Source organism: Mesorhizobium sp. WSM4983 (assembly GCF_029625765.1).
In the GTDB taxonomy this organism is placed as follows: domain Bacteria; phylum Pseudomonadota; class Alphaproteobacteria; order Rhizobiales; family Rhizobiaceae; genus Mesorhizobium.
Genome location: NZ_JARTVM010000008.1, coordinates 48170 through 64845, shown reverse-complemented (window position 1 = coordinate 64845; position 16676 = coordinate 48170). Strand labels below are relative to the sequence as shown.

Here is a 16676-nt window from a genome sequence, read left to right as displayed (position 1 = left end):
CGGACGCCGTTGGCATGCAATCACGCGCAAAGGTGCGGGTACGGCCATTTCCGCTGTCCGCTCCCGAGCAACCCGAGCCGTTGAAGGCGGCGCGTGCGCTGGTTCGGCGCTAATTCTGTTCCCGCGCCGACCGCTGGCACGGATGAACCGCATATAGAGAATTTTCTGGAATAGTTCTAGACAGTCGAAAAGCAAATTTGTGCGATGCGGCGGCGGCCGCGAAACGGTGCTTTCGGGACGGGCAAGGATGCGGCTGATCGCCGAAAATCTGGGCGGCGAGCGCGGCGGCGAGACGGTTTTTTCCGGCATCGAATTCGCCCTCGACCGGGGCGAGGCACTCGTCGTCACCGGGCCGAACGGCGCCGGCAAATCGACCCTTTTGCGGGTCATCGCCGGCTTGCTGCCGCCGGCCGAAGGCAAGGTGAAGGTCGAGGGCGGCGGCGACGAGTTTCCATCGGTCGCTTCGGCCTCGCACTATCTCGGCCATCTCAATGCGATGAAGACGGCATTGAGCGTCGAAGAAAACCTGGGCTTCTGGCGCGCCTTCCAGGGCGAGGCTGGTTTGAGCGTGGGGCAGGCGCTGGAGACGGTCGGATTGGACGGGCTCGGGCACCTGCCGTTCGGCTACCTTTCGACCGGGCAAAGGCGGCGCGCGTCGATCGCGAAGCTCCTGGTCAGCCGCCGGCCGGTCTGGCTGCTCGACGAACCGACCGCTGGGCTGGACAAGGCTTCGGAGGAACGATTCGCGGGATTGATGAGAGGGCATTGCCGAGAGGGAGGCATCATCGTGGCGGCCACGCATTTGCCGCTCGGGCTCGAGGGAGCAAAGACGTTGAGGATGGGTGACTGATGTCGGCGCGAGGCACCCCTGGGCGAAGGCATATCAAGTCATGCTAGCCCTCTTCCTCCGCGATATCCGCCTCTCCATCCGCGCCGGCGGCGGCGCGCTGATCGGCGTCATCTTCTTCCTGGCGGTGATTGCCACGGTCCCGTTCGGCGTCGGGCCCGACCTCAACCTGTTGTCGCGCATCGGTCCGGCGATCCTGTGGATCGCCGCCCTGCTCGCCTGCCTGCTTGGGCTCGACCGCCTCTTCCAGGCCGACCGGGAGGACGGCTCGCTCGATCTTCTGGTGCTCAACAGCGACCGTCACATGCTGGCGTTGACGGTGCTGACCAAGTGTCTGGCGCATTGGGCGGGCAGCGTGCTGCCGCTGGTGATCGCGGCACCTCTGCTCGGCCTGTTCATGAACATGGAGCCGCTCGGTATCGGCGCGACGGCATTTACGCTTCTTGTCGGCACGCCGGCCATAACCTTCATCGGCGCCGCCGGCGCGGCCGTGGCAGTGGCGCTGCCGCGCGGCGGGCTCTTGATCTCCGTGCTGGTGCTGCCGCTCACCATTCCGGTGCTGATCTTCGGCGTCTCGGCGAGCTATGGCGCGGTGGCCGATCCCGCGCCGTTCCTGCAGCCCTTCCTCATTCTTGCCGCGCTGACGCTGTTTCTTGCCGTGGTCGGACCGCTGGCCGCGGCGCTGGCGTTGCGGCACGGGACGGATTGAGGCGCTGGGGCGTTTCTCAACTGCGGCACCGCGCCTGATTGCGCGGCATGTGACGCAGAGTTAAGGGAAGGCATGGTCGAACGGATTGGCATGGCAGGCGCGAAAGGTGCCCAGATGGAGCGGCTGATATGAGCGCTCATGCTCTCTATGTCGCCGCCGCCTATGCCATCAGCGCGATCGTGCTCGTCGGGCTGATCGCCTGGATCCTGCTCGACCAGCGGGCGCGCAAGCGTGAGCTCGCGGCGCTCGACGCGGCCGGCGTGCGGCGGCGCTCCGACAAGGCCGGGACGGCGAAGCCGTGAGCGCCGAAACCGGAGCCCCGGCGTCGCCCCGTCGCCGCCTGTTCGTGCTGCTGCCGCTGCTGGTTTTCCTGGGCTTGGCGGGGTTGTTCCTGTCGCAGCTTTTGTCCGGCCGCGACGAGTCTGAAATTCCCTCGGCCCTGATCGGCCTGCCGGCGCCGCAGACGAACCTGCCGCCGCTCGAAGGCTCGAACCTGCCAGGGCTGGACTCGAAATCCTTCGCCGGCAAGGTGACGCTGGTCAACGTCTTCGCATCATGGTGCGCGCCGTGCCGGGAAGAGCATCCGGTGCTTTTGGCGCTGTCGCAGGACAAGCGGTTCACGCTTGCCGCGCTGAACTACAAGGACGAGCCGGCAAACGCCCGTCGCTTCCTTGGCGATCTCGGCAATCCCTACCAGGCGATCGGCGTCGATCCGGCCGGGCGCGCGGCGATCGACTGGGGCGTCTACGGCGTGCCGGAGACCTTCGTCATCGGCAAGGACGGCAAGATTGCCTACAAGCATGTCGGGCCGCTGACGCCGGAATCGGCGAAGGATTTGCTGTTGCCGCAGATCGAGAAGGCCCTGGCGGTTTCGGGTTAGGCGCCCCTTGCGTCGTCATTCCAGTGCAAGGCAAGGAGCGAAGCGACGCGGCGCAAAGGCCGGCTCGACCGGCCTCGGACTCAACCGTAAATCTGCTTGTGGATCTGGTAGAGCATCTCGGAGCGGTCGGCACGCAGATCGGCGAGATCGCGGCTCGACAGGTTCTCGATTTCTGCGACGAGACGATTGTAGTGGCGGCGCTTGGCGAGGTTGGTGCGAGCGCGGGTGACGAGGTTGTCGAAGATCATGACGAGGTTCCTTCTGAGTTATTCCTCCCTGATCGATTGCGAGAATGACATAGGAATGGTGCATTGCAAAAGAAAGATGTTGCAATGCACCATTGCAAGCAGCGCATAGCCGGTTAATGGCGTCTTAGCCCCTCCACGCGTCAACATGCCGTGAGAGGCATCCGCGATCTTGCCTTCTCCGCTCTGTGCTGGCTTGATCGCGCGTCTTTTGATTGCCGGGAGGGAAAGCATGACGGCCGCTGACTATGAACTTCTCGATCCGCGTTTCTCGCGGCTGTTCAACGCCAATGAGCGGGTTGAGAAGCTGTTCACCGGGTGCCGGTGGGCGGAAGGCCCGGCCTGGTTCGCCGCCGGCCGCTACCTCGTCTGGTCCGACATCCCCAACAACCGCATGCTGCGCTACGACGAGACCGATGGCAGCGTCAGCGTCTTCCGCCAGCCGTCCGGCAATTCCAACGGCAATACCGTCGACCGGCAGGGCCGGCTGATCACCTGCGAGCATTCGGGCCGCCGCGTCAGCCGCACCGAGCATGACGGTTCGGTCACCACCATCGCCGACAAATGGCGCGGCAAGCGGCTCAACTCGCCCAACGACGTCGTCGTCCGTTCCGACGGCTCGATCTGGTTCACCGATCCCGCCTACGGCATCGACAGCGATTATGAAGGCGACCACGCCGAGAGCGAGATCGGCGCCTGCAATGTCTACCGCGTCGACCCCGGCACGGGCGAGATCGATGCCGTCATCACCGACATGGTCAGGCCCAATGGGCTCGCCTTCTCGCTCGATGAAAGCCTGCTTTATGTCGCCGACACGGGCCGCACCCATGGCGCCAAGAACCCCGCGCATATCCGCGTCTTCAATGTCGGCAAGGCCGGCAAGAAGGTCTCGGGCGGCAAGGTCTTCGCCGACTGCACGGCCGGCCTGTTCGACGGCTTCCGGCTCGACGAAAGCGGGCGCATCTGGACGAGCGCCGCCGACGGCATCCATTGCTACGAGCCGGACGGCACGCTGATCGGCAAGATCAAAGTGCCGGAAGTCGTCGCCAACTGCGTCTTCGGCGGCGCCAAGCGCAACCGCCTCTACATCTGCGGCACCACCTCGCTCTATGTGGTCTGGCTGATGGTGAATGGGGCGAAGACCTATTGACCGGCATCGGCGTCAGCGGCCGCGGATAAAGCCGGCGAAAGCCCGAACCGCGTCGCGCATCGCCTGCCGACTGGTCGGCTCAGCCAGGATTTCTTCCACCTCCGACGGCTTCTTGCCGAGCAGCGCGATCTCCAGCGCGCTCTCTTCGTAAAGCGCGAAGGACATCGTGCGCATGATCTCGGCAAGGGCGGCGCGGGCAAAGAGCGAGCGCGGCGAGGCGTGCACCAGCAACGCCGGCTTGCCGACGGCGGCGTCGCGCGACACCAGCCAGTCGAGCCCGTTCTTCATGCCGCCCGGCACGCCATGGGCGTATTCGGGACAGGAGACGATGACGCCATCGGCGCGGGTGACGGCCTCGATCAGGTATCTTGCCTCACACGGCGTGCGCGCGCCCTCTTCATCCGGGTTGAAGATCGGCAAGCGGCCGAGCCCGTCATAGACGGTGACGCGGCAATCCGCGGGCACGTTGGCGGCAAGCGCCGCGACAAGGGCCGAATTGGTCGAGGCGGCGCGCAGGCTGCCGGATATGGCGAGGAGGTTCAGCAAGGGTGACGGGGGCGGTTCGGACGAATAGCCCGGGAGCCTACCACATGGTCTGCCGGTAATCGTCGTCCAGTTCGCGGTCGATCTCGCCGGCACTCTCTGTAAGCGCCAGCTGGTCGCGGATGATCTGGCCGAGCGTCGGCAGGCTCGCGCGGTCATACCAGGTCTCCGGCTCCCACAGCTCGGAGCGCATAAAGGCCTTGGCGCAGTGCATGTAAGCGGCCTTGACCGCCACCACGATGACGCTCAGCGGCTCCTTGCCGTCGACGGCCAGGCGGGCGCGCAGTCCGGCGTCGATGGTTATGTGGGCTTCGCCGTTGACGCGCAGCGTCTCGTTCATGCCGGGAATGAGGAAGAGCAGCCCTACCGACGGGTAACGAACGATGTTTTCCAGCGTGTCCAGCCGGTTGTTGCCTGGACGGTCAGGGATGGCGATGGTGGAACTGTCGAGGATGGCGGTGAAGCCGGGCTTGTCGCCCTTCGGGGTCACGTCGGCATTGCCGGCGCCGTCGGAGGAGCCGATCAGCACGAATGGGCTCTTGCCGATGAAGGAACGGCAGTGGCCATCGAGCGCCTTGAGTTCCTTGCGGATCGACCCGTCGGTCGGCCGCGGCGTCTTGTAGATCGTCCTCAGCTCATCGCGCGTGGTGAGGAATTCCATGCCGCCCCCTCCCCGGAACCTGCTCTATTTACTCGCCTGCTCTTCCTTGGCTTTTTCCTCCAGCGAGTGGCGCATGATCAGCGGCATCTGGCTGAAGGTGAAGAGAAGCGTGATCGGCATGATGCCCCAGACCTTAAAGGTAACCCAGGCATCGGTTGAAAAATTCCGCCACACGACTTCATTGACGAGGGCCAGGAAGAGGAAGAACAGGCCCCAGCGGAAGGTGAGCTTGCGCCAGCCTTCGGCATCGAGGCTGAAAGCCGAGTCGAAGACATAGCCAAGCAGCGACTTGCCGAAGAAAAGGCCGCCGAGCAGCACGCCGCCGAACAGCGTGTTGACGATGGTCGGCTTCATCTTGATGAAGACGTCGTCCTGCAAATAGAGCGTCAGCGCGCCGAAGATAAGGACGACGACGCCCGACACCAGCGGCATGATCGGCAAGGTGCGGGTGAGCAGCCACGAGGCGATCAGCGCCAACGCGGTGGCGGCCATGAACAGGCCGGTGGCGACGAAGATCGGGCCGCCGAGCTCGGCCAAGGCCGGAAATTTCTGCGCCAGCCATTCGCCGCGCGCATTGGCGAAGAAGAAGACCAGCAGCGGCCCGAGCTCGAGCACCAGCTTGAGCGGCGGGTTGATGCCCTCCTTCTTCTGTTTCTGCGGGTCGGACGGGTCGCGTTCGAGGATGTTCATGAAAGTCCTTGTTGTCCCGAAAGTCGGCGCTTTTGGGATCGTTCAAGCAACGCCGGCGATCGCTCTGGCGAATTCGCTGGCCGAGAAGGGTTCGAGGTCGTCGACCTGCTCGCCGACGCCGATAAAATAGACCGGCAATCCATGCTTGGCGGCGATCGCCACCAGAATACCGCCGCGCGCCGTGCCGTCCAGCTTGGTCATCACCAGGCCGTTGACGCCGGCGACGTTGCGGAAGATCTCGACTTGGCTGAGCGCATTCTGGCCGGTGGTGGCGTCGACGGTCTGCAGCACGGTGTGCGGCGCCTCCGGATCGAGCTTGCCCAGCACGCGCACGATCTTTTCCAGCTCCGCCATCAGCTCGGTCTTGTTCTGCAGGCGGCCGGCCGTATCGATGATCAGCACGTCGGAGCCTGCCTCCTTCGCCTTCTCGAAGGCATCGTAGGCGAGGCCGGCGGCGTCGGCGCCAAGCTTGGTGGCGATGACCGGCGACTTCGTGCGTTCGCCCCAGATCTTCAGCTGCTCGATGGCGGCCGCGCGGAACGTGTCGCCGGCCGCCAGCATGACCGAAAGCCCGCCTTCGGTCAGCTTGGCCGCCAGCTTGCCGATGGTCGTGGTCTTGCCGGTGCCGTTGACGCCGACGACCAGGATGACATGCGGCTTGTGGCTGAGATCGAGCTCGAGCGGCTTGGCGACCGGGGTCAGGACTTTTTCGACTTCCGCCGCCATCACGGCGCGGACCTCCGAGTCGGAAACGTCCTTGCCGTATCGGCTTGAGGCGAGAGAATCGGTGACGCGCAGCGCCGTCTCGACGCCAAGATCGGCGCGGACCAGCACGTCCTCCAGATCCTGCAGCGTGTCTTCGTCCAGCTTGCGCTTGGTGAAGACGCCGGCGATGTTGCCGGTGAGCTCGCGCGAGGAACGGGCAAGCCCGTCGCGCATGCGCTGGAACCAGGACCGCCGCGGCGCCGGCTCCGGTGCCTTCTGCGGCTCGGCCTTCTGCTCGACCTTTTTGGCGACCGTCACCTTGCCGGCAGCGGGGGTCGGCGGCGGCGCGGGGACGGCTTCCGGCTCGGGCGCGATCTCGGCAAGGATCCGCCCCGGCTCGACCGGCGCAGCCTGGCGAATGGGAGGCAGGGCTTCCGCCGGCGGAGCCGGCTCCGGTGGCGGCAAATCCTCCGCAGGCTTACGCTGCGCCTCACCCTCATCCTCTCCCCGTGAAGAACGGGGAGAAGGGGGCGTCGGCGTTGGCGCTTCTTCCTTCTCCCCGTCACTATACGGGGAGAAGGTGCCGGCAGGCGGATGAGGCGCGGCGCCGACCTCTAAAGATGGCTCGATAGAAGGTGCCTCGCCCGGTGGAACTTCGATCGGCGCTGGCGCCTCGGCCGGGACTTCGCTGGGCGTCGTCGGCACTTCGACGGGCGCCGGCACCGGCTGCGGCTCCGGACGCGAAGGCTCGATCTCCGGCTCGGCCGGCGCGGGTGCAGGCACCTCCTGCGGTGCCGGCGCGGGCACCGGCTCAGGTGCAGGTTCGGGCGGAGCAGGCACTTCCTCGGGTGCAGGCGGCTGCGGCTGCTCCGGGGCGGGCCGCGGCTCTTCTTCCGGCTGGGGCTGCGGCAGCGGCTCCGGCTCGGATGGAACAACCGGCTCCGGTGCCGGCGGGATGACGGGTTCCGGCGCCGGCGGAATGTCCGGTGCGGGTTCGGGCTTCGGCTCCTCGGGAACCGGCTGTGGCGCAGGTCCTGCCTCCCCCTCGATGGGGGAGGTCCCGAGCGCAGCTCGAGGGTGATTGGCGCCGGCGTCGGCGCTGCGGGACGCAGGCTCCTGCTCGGCTTCCGGTTTCAGCGCCTCGAGCGCGTCCCATTTGATCGGCGGCAGGGGCGCGGTCTCGTCGACGCGCTCCTCGACGACTTCCTTCTTGCCGAACGAAAATATCTTCTTGAAGAAACCAGCCATACGTCTTGCAGTCTCAGGCGGCTTGCGCGGCGAGCGGCGCCGCGATCAGCCGGGCGCCGTCATGGCCGGTGACAACCGCCTCGACGATCTCACCCGGCTGTCCAACGCCAATCGCGGCAAGCGTAAAACCTTCGGTGCGGCCGAGCCCGTCGCGCTCGATCAGGATCGACTGCCGCGTGCCTGCAAGGGCGGCCAGATGGCGGCGATAGGCGGCCTCGCCGACGGCGCGCAGCCTTGCGGCGCGCTCTTTCACCACCTCGCGGCGCAGCTGCGGCATGCGCGCGGCGGGCGTGCCCTCGCGCGGGCTGAACGGGAAGACGTGAAGATGCGTCAGGCCGCATTCCTCGACGATTTTCTCCGAGTTTTTGAACATCGCCTCGGTCTCGGTCGGGAAGCCGGCGATGATGTCGGCTCCGAAGACGATGCCGGGACGGAGCTTGCGCACGTCCTCGCAGAAGCGGATCGACTGATCGCGCAAATGCCGCCGCTTCATGCGCTTCAGGATCATGTCGTCGCCCGATTGCAGCGACAGGTGCAAATGCGGCATCAGCCGAGGCTCGGTGGCAATCGCGTCGAGCAGCTCGTCGTCGGCTTCTATGGAATCGATCGACGACAGCCTCAGCCGCTTCACCTCGGGCACTTGGCGCAGGATCGTCTTCACCAGCTTCCCAAGCTTCGGGCTGCCCGGCAGGTCGGCACCGAAACTGGTCATGTCGACGCCGGTGAGCACGATCTCGGCATAGCCGTTGCCTGCGAGACGCTTGACCTGCTCGACCACGGCGCCCATCGGCACCGAGCGCGAATTGCCGCGGCCGTAAGGAATGATGCAGAAGGTGCAGCGATGGTCGCAGCCATTCTGCACCTGCACGAAGGCGCGCGCCCGGCCCTCAATGGCGTCGACCATGTGGCTCGCCGTCTCGCGCACCGAGAAGATATCGTTGACGCGCGCCTTCTCGGTATCGTTGACGCCGAAGTCCGGCAGCGCGCGGTAGGAGTTCGCCTTGAGCTTCTCCTCATTGCCGAGCACCAGGTCTACCTCGTCCATGGCGACGAAATTCTGCGGCTCGGTCTGCGCGGCGCAGCCGGTGACGATGATGCGCGCTTCAGGGTTTTCGCGACGGGCCTTGCGGATCGCCTGCTTGGCCTGGCGCACGGCTTCGGCGGTGACGGCGCAGGTGTTGAAGATGACGGCGCCGCCTTCCAGCGCGCCGAGGCCGGCGCTCTCGGCCTCGCGGCGCATCACCTCCGATTCATAGGTGTTGAGGCGGCAGCCGAACGTGACCACGTCGATACCGTTGCCGATAGGCCCTTCGGGCGCCGGGCCCTTTTGAAGAGCGGACATCAGGCGGCGCTTTCGGTGTCGCGGGCCCAGGCGCCGGTCGACGGGTCGAAGCTGCCGGAAAACTCCCATTCGGCCGCGCCGGTCAAAATGACGTGATCGTCGTCGCGCCACTCGACATTGAGCTCGCCGCCGCCGGGCGTGATCAGCGACACGCTGCGGCCGGTGCGCTTGGTGCGGGCGGCAGCCACCACGGCGGCGCAGGCCGCGGAGCCGCAGGCCTTGGTGAGACCCGCGCCGCGCTCCCAGGTGCGGATGATCATCATCTCGGGCGAGGTGACCTGGGCGATGGTGATGTTGGCGCGCTCGGGAAAGATCGGATGGTTCTCGAGCAGCGGACCGAATCGGTCGAGCTCGTAGGACCAGACGTCGCGATCAACCCAGAAGATCGCGTGCGGATTGCCCATCGAGACGACCGAAGGCGAATGCAGCACCGGCGCATCGATCGGGCCGATCTGCAGTTCGATCATGCGAGTGTCGCGGAACTCCTCGGCAAGCGGGATCTCCTGCCAGCCGAAACGCGGCTTGCCCATGTCGACCGAGATCGAGCCGTCGGCATGTTCCTGAGCATTGAGAATGCCGGCGCGGGTTTCGAAGGTGAAGGTCTTTTGGCCGGTCTCGGCCGCAAGCGCCTGCACGACGCAGCGCATGCCATTGCCGCAGGCCTGCGCACCGGTGCCGTCCGAATTCAAGATGTCGACGTAATAAGCAGTGCCGGTCGTGCGCGGATCATGGATCGCCATGATCTGATCGAACTTGGTCGCCGCGTCGGCATTGAGGGCAATCGCCGCGGCTGCCGTCACCTTGTCGGCACGGCCGCGCATATCGGCGACGATGATCTCGTTGCCGATGCCGTTCATCTTGGCGAATGGGGCAGTGCCTGCCATCTAACCGGTCGTTCCAATTCCGTTTGGCGCTATATGGCGGAAACGGGCGGGAATTACCAGTGCAACGCGACTCCCGGCCAGGACGCGGCTCTGGCCTGCCGCGGCGAATATGCGGGCTAAGTCACGGCGAAGACGCCGAGCACGATCAGCAGGAAGATGATCAGCACAATACCGATCAGGATGCGGGCACCTGTGGCGGCGGCGCCGGCCAGCGCGGGCATGCCAAGCAGGCTTGCCGCGGCGGCAACGATAAGAAGGATGATGATCCATTTGATCATGGAAGGCTCCGAGGCGGATTTGCGTTGTGCAACCAACGCGTTTGCCCGGGCTGGGTTCCTTAGCCAGGCGGCGGCACATCCCATGCTTCGCCCGGGCGCATGGCGCGAAAACGCTCCGGCGAAATGCCTTCGGCCGCCAATGCCTCGGCGAGCTTTTGCGCAGGCTCCTCGATCGGTTCGTCGGTGAGCTGAAAGGTGCCCCAGTGGCAGCCGGCAGCATGGACGGCGCCGCACAGCCTCATGCCCTGGACGGCTTCCGCCGGATTCTGGTGCTGCGGGGCCATGAACCAGCGCGGCTCATAGGCGCCGATCGGCAGGATGGCCAGCCGAAACCAGCCATGCTTTTCCGCCATTCGGCGGTAGTTGGTGCCGCCGTGGAAGCCCGTGTCGCCGGCGAAATAGACCTTGCCGCCCGCCGTATCGATGACGAATCCCGCCCAAAGCGCCATGCGGCGGTCGCGCCCGCCACGCGCCGACCAGTGATGCACCGGCTCGATGTGGATGATGCCGTCGCTGGCGACTTCGACGCTGTCGCCCCAATCATGTGCCGACACGCGCATGCCGGGCACGGCAGTGCCGATGATCGCATCGTTGCCGAGCGGCGTGATCACCATCGGGTCGTGGCTTTGCTTCAGCCGCTTGAGGGTCGCGAGGTCGAGATGGTCGTAGTGGTTGTGACTGAGCAGCACCAGGTCGATCGGCGGCAAGTCGCAAAGGGCGATGCCCGGCGCGTTGACCCGCTTCGGTCCGGCGAAGCCGAAAGGCGAGGCACGCTCGGACCAAACCGGGTCGGTCAGGATATTCAGGCCGGCTGTCTGGATGAGCAGCGAGGCGTGACCCACCATGGTGAGCCGAAGCGCAGCGCCTTCGATCCGTTGTTCGGGCTTCGCCTGGGGATATGGGCTCGGCCAGGCCGCCGGCCATTTCGAGCGCCCACCGCTCAATTGCCATTTCAGCAAATCGGTGAAGCGCGCCGGCGGCCTGCCCTCGGGATTGAAAAAGAGGCTACCGTCGAAATGATCGCTGAGTGGGCCGCTATAGTAGCGGTTGGCTGCTCTTGTTCTTGCGGCCATCGTTTCTCCGCCCACTCCCTGTCGCTTGTCCTGAAATAAGGACGCCGCCGCCTGGCGCAAGCATTTTGCTGGGGAATGCCAAGGGCCAACGGTCTGCTTCGACTAGGATCGGCGATGTGGAGGAACAACACCGTGGCGAAGAAGCGGACCGGGACACCGTGGATGAAGGCCGAGGATTTCGGCCGCTCGCTGCCGCATGGGCTGGGCGTCAACTTGCTTGTCACCGACATGGCGGCGATGGAGGCTTTCTGCCGCGATGTGCTAGGCGCGCGCATCATCTATGCCGACGAGGATTTCGCGGCCATCGAGCTGCTGGGCTCGATCTTCATGCTGCATGCCGACCATTCCTATCTCGACAATCCGATGACCGGCGTCTTTGCCGGAGCCGAAACGCGTGGCGCCGGCATCGAGCTGCGCCTCTATGGCGCCGATCCGGATGCGGTCGAAAAAAAGGCGGCAGCACTCGGCCACATCGTGTTGGCCGGTTCGATCGACAAGCCGCATGGCTTGCGCGAATGCTATATCGTTGGTCCGGACGGGTATCTCTTCGTGCCCAGCGCGCCGCTGCAAGCCTGAAATTTCAAGACGTTACGGTCCAATTTCTCGACTGGCGCCCCGGTAAGGAAGGCCGTCGCGACAAATTTGCAACACCAGCTCCGAAAACCCTATTTTAACCATATCGGGTTGAAATTCTGCCACCTTCGCCATCTTGGTGAAGCGAGTGTTTACGCGGACGGCGCCCCCCACCGGATCCGACGGAGGTTGGAATGACTTTTTCGAAGACTGGCCTTTTGGCCGTATCGCTGGCCGCGCTCGTTGCGAGCGGCTGCTCGACCTCGCGCTTCTCATCGATGGACGATCAGCAGCCGGCGCCGCTCACGCCGGCGCCCTCCGGCACGGTGACGCAGAACCAGCTGCCGCCACCGGCTGCTCCGGGCACCACCGACCCGTCGCAATTCCCCACCGCGCCGAAGAACAGTCAGATGGCTTCTCTGCCGCCGGACGGTTCGGCGCCCACGGGCGCTGCGGACCTGACCGCGGCCAGCGTCGCCGGCGTCTGGAATGTCAGTGTCTCCGGCCAGAGCTGCAAAGTGGCGACGCCGCAGACCAAGTTCGGCGCCGGCTACCGCGCCGGTCCGCTGCATTGCCCGGCTCCGATCGACGGCATCAAGTCGTGGAATGTCGCCGGCAAGCAGCTGACGCTCTACGACGAAAACGGCGGCACGCTGGCCAGGCTCTATTCCTCCGGCGGCGAAAAGTTCGACGGCCAGACTTCCAACGGCCAGCCGATCTCGCTTACAAGGTAGGGCGGACCCTCCCCTATTGTTTCACGCAGTTTCGGATGACAAGCCGCTTTCCGAAATTGCCCGAGAACGACGTGACCTATGCACCTGCGTGACGGCCTTCAGACGCATGCGACCGTCAGGCAGCGCTACGACCATCTGGTGGAAACCGGCGTGGTCGAACGCGATCCGGCGCAGGAGCGCGTCGTCGCCGCGCTCGACCGGCTGACCGACGAGATCTCCGCAAAAAGGCTGGCGCAGAAATCGAGCGCGCTGGGCTGGCTGTTCGCGCGCAGCAACAAGCCGCGCGAGGCCGTCAAGGGCATTTACATCCATGGCGGCGTCGGGCGCGGCAAGACGATGCTGATGGACATGTTCTTCGATCTCCTGCCGGTCAGGCGAAAGCGCCGCGTCCATTTCAACGATTTCATGGCCGACGTGCAGGACCGCATCCAAAAACACCGGGCGGCGCGCAAGAACGGCGATGTCAAGGAAGACGATCCGATCCCGCCGGTGGCGCGGGCGCTGGCCGAGGAGGCCTGGGTGCTGTGCTTCGACGAGTTTTCGGTCACCGACATTGCCGATGCCATGATCCTGTCGCGCCTGTTCTCGGCGCTGTTTTCCAAAGGCGTCGTGCTGGTCGCCACCTCCAACGTCGCGCCTCATGACCTTTATCGAGACGGCCTCAACCGGCAGCTTTTCCTGCCCTTCATCGGCCTGCTCGAACGTCATGCGCATGTGCTGACGCTGGATGCCGAAAAGGACTACCGGCAGGAAAAGCTCAACCGCTTGCCGATCTATGTCACGCCCGCCGATGCCGCGGCCGACCGCGCGCTCGACGACGCTTGGAAGACGATGACACATGGCAGGCCGACCGAGGCGATGACGCTGACGCTGAAAGGGCGTCAGCTCGTGGTGCCGCGCGCTGCCGGCGATGCCGCCCGTTTCTCCTTCGCCGATCTCTGCGAAAAGCCGCTCGGCGCGCGCGACTATCTGGCCATCGCCGACCGCTTCTCGACCGTCTTCATCGACCATGTGCCGGTGCTCGGCGAAGGCAAGCGCAACGAAGCCAAGCGTTTTATTCTGCTCATCGACACGCTTTACGACCACCACATGCGGCTGGTGATGAGCGCCGCCGCGCCCCCCGAGGGGCTCTACACCGCCAGGCGCGGCACGGAAGTCTTCGAATTCGAGCGCACTGCCTCGCGACTGATCGAAATGCAGAGCCGCGACTGGCTGGAAGGCTGGGCGGAGAGGCGGCAAGTCGGGGCGGAACCCGCGGAGGCGCGGCAGGCGTGAGCGTAGCCACCTGGAGTCCTCATCCTAGGGCGGAGCGACGCGAGGCGGAGCCCAGGGCCTGGGAAGGAAGCGATAAGCGCTTCGTCGCTTGGATGCGCATCTCCCGAACCGCTCAGCCGCCCCACTTGGCTGTCCGCCCCTCCTAAAATCACAACGGCGTCATCGCCGGGATGAAGGCCTTCTGATTTCATCGTTTATTGTATAAGTTCTGGTCAGTTAGCTCGAAAATTTTGACGTTTACGTAATTCCCAATGCATCTAACCGATTGAAAACACTGGGTGCAAAATAACCGTTTGAATTTTCTCCATGCCGGAGCTATTGGGTTCGGCGAAATCCCGCGGTTTCCCGCATTCCTTCCGGCCCCCGGCACCCGTCACGGCACCGTCACAGACAAAGGGAAAACATCCTGACATGGCACGCAACAAGATAGCGCTCATCGGCTCGGGCATGATCGGCGGCACGCTCGCCCATATGATCGGCCTGAAGGATCTCGGCGACGTGGTGCTGTTCGACATCGCCGAGGGCATTCCGCAGGGCAAGGGTCTCGACATCGCCCAGTCCTCGCCGGTCGACGGATTTGACTCCAGACTGACAGGCGTCAACGACTATGCCGGCATCGAGGGCGCAGATGTCTGCATCGTCACCGCCGGCGTGCCGCGCAAGCCCGGCATGAGCCGCGACGATCTTCTCGGCATCAATCTCAAGGTCATGGAACAGGTCGGCGCGGGTCTCAAGAAATACGCGCCGAAGGCGTTCGTCATCTGCATCACCAACCCGCTCGATGCCATGGTCTGGGCGCTGCAGAAGTTTTCGGGCCTGCCGACCAGCCATGTCATCGGCATGGCCGGCGTGCTGGACAGCGCCCGCTTCCGCTACTTCCTGGCGGAAGAGTTCAAGGTCTCGGTCCAGGATGTCACCGCGTTCGTGCTCGGCGGCCATGGCGATTCGATGGTACCGATGATCCGCTATTCGACCGTGTCGGGCATCCCGCTGCCCGACCTCGTCAAGATGGGCTGGACCTCCAAGGAGAAGCTCGACCAGATCGTGCAGCGCACTCGCGACGGCGGCGCCGAGATCGTCGGACTCTTGAAGACCGGCTCAGCCTATTACGCGCCGGCGGCCTCGGCCATCGCCATGGCCGAATCGTACCTGAAAGACAAGAAGCGCGTGCTGCCCTGCGCGGCGCACCTGTCCGGCCAGTACGGCGTCAAGGGGACCTATGTCGGCGTCCCCGTGGTGATCGGTGCCGGCGGTGTCGAGCGCGTCATCGAGATCGACCTCTCCAAGGCCGAGCAGAAGATGTTCGACAATTCGGTGGCGGCCGTGCAGGGCCTCACCGAGGCCTGCACCAAGATCGCCCCGCATCTCGCCGGCAAGTAATCGTCCTTCTCCGGAGACCAAGCGCATGAACATCCATGAATATCAGGCCAAGGCGCTGCTGAAGTCGTTCGGCGCGCCCGTCGCAAGCGGCGTTCCGGTGTTCAAGGCAAGCGAGGCGGAAGCCGCCGCCAAGACGCTGCCCGGCCCGCTCTATGTGGTGAAGAGCCAGATCCATGCCGGCGGCCGCGGCAAGGGCAAGTTCAAGGAACTGCCTGCCGACGCCAAGGGCGGCGTTCGGCTGGCGAAGTCGGCGGCGGAAGTGATCGCCAACGCCAATGAGATGCTCGGTCATACGCTGGTCACCAAGCAGACCGGACCCGCCGGCAAGCAGGTCAATCGCCTCTATATCGAGGACGGCGCCGATATCGACCGTGAGCTCTATCTGTCGATCCTGGTCGACCGTTCGGTCGGGCGCATCGCCTTCGTCGTCTCGACCGAGGGCGGCATGGATATCGAGGCGGTGGCGCATGACACGCCGGAGAAGATCCTCACCGTCGCCATCGATCCGGAAAAGGGCGTGACGGCCGATGATGTGAAGAAGCTCAACGCCGCGCTGAAGCTGGACGGCGATGCGGCGCAAGACGGCGGCACGCTGTTCCCGCTGCTCTACAGGGCCTTCGTCGAGAAGGACATGAGCCTGCTCGAGGTCAATCCGCTGATCGTCATGAAGAACGGCCGGCTGCGCGTGCTGGACGCCAAGGTGTCGTTCGACAACAACGCTCTCTTCCGCCATCCCGACGTGATGGAGCTGCGCGACACCACCGAAGAGGACGAGAAGGAGATCGAGGCGTCGAAATACGACCTCGCCTATGTCGCGCTCGAGGGCAATATCGGCTGCATGGTCAACGGCGCCGGCCTCGCCATGGCGACGATGGACATCATCAAGCTCTACGGCGCCGAGCCGGCCAATTTCCTCGATGTCGGCGGCGGCGCTTCAAAGGAGAAGGTGACGGCGGCGTTCAAGATCATCACCAAGGATCCGGCGGTCGAAGGCATCCTGATCAACATCTTCGGCGGCATCATGAAGTGCGACGTCATCGCCGAGGGTGTGATCGCCGCGGTCAAGGAAGTGGGGTTAAAGGTGCCGCTGGTGGTGCGGCTGGAAGGCACCAATGCCGAGCTCGGCAAGAAGATCATCAACGACAGCGGCCTGAACGTCGTGTCGGCAGACGACCTCGACGACGCGGCCAAGAAGATCGTCAAGGCGGTGAAGGGCTAAACGGCTGTGGAACAGGACGCCACGCAAAGCTTGCTTGGATACGTCATTGCATGGCTGCCGATGGCGATTTTCCTGGTGATCTGGATCTGGGGTCTCGTCACTCTAAAGCAGTATGTGCGAGCCCGGGAACTTGCCGGCCATGACAACGCGACCGCTATTCGTGAGCTCGTCGAGACGAATCGGGAAATTGTAGCCGTGCTGCGTGACCTGAAGTCGGAACTTCAAGGGCGGAGGTCATAG

At 64.8% G+C, this 16676-nt stretch carries 20 protein-coding genes; 11 read left to right on the top strand and 9 right to left on the bottom strand.

Going from position 1 to position 16676, the window contains the following annotated elements; all coding sequences use genetic code 11:
- The first annotated feature begins 247 nt into the window (after nt 1-247).
- The 4 genes from ccmA (at nt 248) to P9254_RS20720 (ending at nt 2436) form a co-directional block, all read left to right on the top strand.
- Complete coding sequence (gene ccmA, locus P9254_RS20735; protein ID WP_127323818.1) at nt 248-850, top strand: heme ABC exporter ATP-binding protein CcmA; 603 nt, start codon at nt 248-250, stop codon at nt 848-850.
- 40 nt (nt 851-890) lie between these two features.
- Nucleotides 891-1556, top strand: coding sequence for a heme exporter protein CcmB (gene ccmB / locus P9254_RS20730; protein ID WP_127323817.1), 666 nt, complete (start codon nt 891-893; stop codon nt 1554-1556).
- A gap of 128 nt (nt 1557-1684) precedes the next feature.
- Nucleotides 1685-1858, top strand: coding sequence for a heme exporter protein CcmD (gene ccmD / locus P9254_RS20725; protein WP_278051806.1), 174 nt, complete (start codon nt 1685-1687; stop codon nt 1856-1858).
- On the top strand, nt 1855-2436 hold the full coding sequence (locus P9254_RS20720; protein ID WP_095782731.1) for a DsbE family thiol:disulfide interchange protein: 582 nt from the start codon (nt 1855-1857) through the stop codon (nt 2434-2436). The genes ccmD and P9254_RS20720 overlap by 4 nt, the downstream gene beginning before the upstream one ends.
- A gap of 80 nt (nt 2437-2516) precedes the next feature.
- Here the strand turns inward: P9254_RS20720 and P9254_RS20715 are convergent, their stop codons facing one another.
- The gene (locus tag P9254_RS20715; RefSeq protein ID WP_082953829.1) at nt 2517-2684 is read right to left on the bottom strand and encodes a hypothetical protein; all 168 of its coding nucleotides are present in this window, start codon (nt 2682-2684) and stop codon (nt 2517-2519) included.
- Between the two features lie 229 nt (nt 2685-2913).
- Here P9254_RS20715 and P9254_RS20710 point away from each other — a divergent pair, with 229 nt between their 5' ends.
- Entirely contained in the window at nt 2914-3831 is a 918-nt protein-coding gene (locus P9254_RS20710) for an SMP-30/gluconolactonase/LRE family protein (protein ID WP_278057042.1), read from the top strand.
- A gap of 12 nt (nt 3832-3843) precedes the next feature.
- On the opposite strand, the gene P9254_RS20705 is transcribed toward P9254_RS20710, so the two are convergent.
- The 8 genes from P9254_RS20705 to P9254_RS20670 all read right to left on the bottom strand — a co-directional run bounded on the left by P9254_RS20705 (nt 3844) and on the right by P9254_RS20670 (nt 11255).
- Nucleotides 3844-4377 carry an NADPH-dependent FMN reductase gene (locus tag P9254_RS20705; RefSeq protein ID WP_278051813.1) on the bottom strand — a complete coding sequence of 178 codons (534 nt, stop codon included), beginning with the start codon at nt 4375-4377 and terminating at the stop codon, nt 3844-3846.
- Nucleotides 4378-4414: 37 nt separating this feature from the next.
- Entirely contained in the window at nt 4415-5035 is a 621-nt protein-coding gene (locus tag P9254_RS20700) for a pyridoxamine 5'-phosphate oxidase family protein (protein ID WP_278057039.1), read from the bottom strand.
- Between the two features lie 24 nt (nt 5036-5059).
- Entirely contained in the window at nt 5060-5725 is a 666-nt protein-coding gene (locus P9254_RS20695; RefSeq protein WP_095779961.1) for a septation protein A, read from the bottom strand.
- A 42-nt stretch (nt 5726-5767) separates the two neighbouring features.
- Nucleotides 5768-7678 carry a signal recognition particle-docking protein FtsY gene (gene ftsY, locus P9254_RS20690; protein ID WP_278057037.1) on the bottom strand — a complete coding sequence of 637 codons (1911 nt, stop codon included), beginning with the start codon at nt 7676-7678 and terminating at the stop codon, nt 5768-5770.
- 13 nt (nt 7679-7691) lie between these two features.
- Complete coding sequence (mtaB, locus tag P9254_RS20685; protein ID WP_278057036.1) at nt 7692-9020, bottom strand: tRNA (N(6)-L-threonylcarbamoyladenosine(37)-C(2))-methylthiotransferase MtaB; 1329 nt, start codon at nt 9018-9020, stop codon at nt 7692-7694.
- The gene (dapF, locus tag P9254_RS20680) at nt 9020-9904 is read right to left on the bottom strand and encodes a diaminopimelate epimerase (protein ID WP_095799611.1); all 885 of its coding nucleotides are present in this window, start codon (nt 9902-9904) and stop codon (nt 9020-9022) included. Before dapF ends, mtaB begins: the two co-directional genes overlap by 1 nt.
- Nucleotides 9905-10020: 116 nt before the next feature.
- Nucleotides 10021-10182 carry a DUF1328 family protein gene (locus tag P9254_RS20675; RefSeq protein ID WP_066991727.1) on the bottom strand — a complete coding sequence of 54 codons (162 nt, stop codon included), beginning with the start codon at nt 10180-10182 and terminating at the stop codon, nt 10021-10023.
- 59 nt (nt 10183-10241) lie between these two features.
- Complete coding sequence (locus P9254_RS20670) at nt 10242-11255, bottom strand: MBL fold metallo-hydrolase (protein ID WP_278057035.1); 1014 nt, start codon at nt 11253-11255, stop codon at nt 10242-10244.
- A gap of 132 nt (nt 11256-11387) precedes the next feature.
- Between P9254_RS20670 and P9254_RS20665 the strand changes: the two genes are divergently transcribed.
- From P9254_RS20665 to P9254_RS20640, 6 genes are all read left to right on the top strand, one after another.
- On the top strand, nt 11388-11831 hold the full coding sequence (locus tag P9254_RS20665; protein WP_245322415.1) for a VOC family protein: 444 nt from the start codon (nt 11388-11390) through the stop codon (nt 11829-11831).
- Nucleotides 11832-12022: 191 nt separating this feature from the next.
- Nucleotides 12023-12562: a protease inhibitor Inh/omp19 family protein gene (locus tag P9254_RS20660; protein WP_095779966.1), complete on the top strand. Its 540-nt coding sequence runs from the start codon at nt 12023-12025 to the stop codon at nt 12560-12562.
- A gap of 78 nt (nt 12563-12640) precedes the next feature.
- Complete coding sequence (gene zapE, locus P9254_RS20655; RefSeq protein ID WP_278057034.1) at nt 12641-13837, top strand: cell division protein ZapE; 1197 nt, start codon at nt 12641-12643, stop codon at nt 13835-13837.
- A 411-nt stretch (nt 13838-14248) separates the two neighbouring features.
- Entirely contained in the window at nt 14249-15217 is a 969-nt protein-coding gene (gene mdh / locus P9254_RS20650) for a malate dehydrogenase (protein WP_278057033.1), read from the top strand.
- A gap of 25 nt (nt 15218-15242) precedes the next feature.
- Nucleotides 15243-16436 (top strand): ADP-forming succinate--CoA ligase subunit beta, encoded by a 1194-nt coding sequence (gene sucC / locus P9254_RS20645; RefSeq protein WP_278057032.1) that lies wholly within the window; start codon nt 15243-15245, stop codon nt 16434-16436.
- Nucleotides 16437-16442: 6 nt separating this feature from the next.
- Nucleotides 16443-16676: a hypothetical protein gene (locus P9254_RS20640; RefSeq protein WP_127240721.1), complete on the top strand. Its 234-nt coding sequence runs from the start codon at nt 16443-16445 to the stop codon at nt 16674-16676.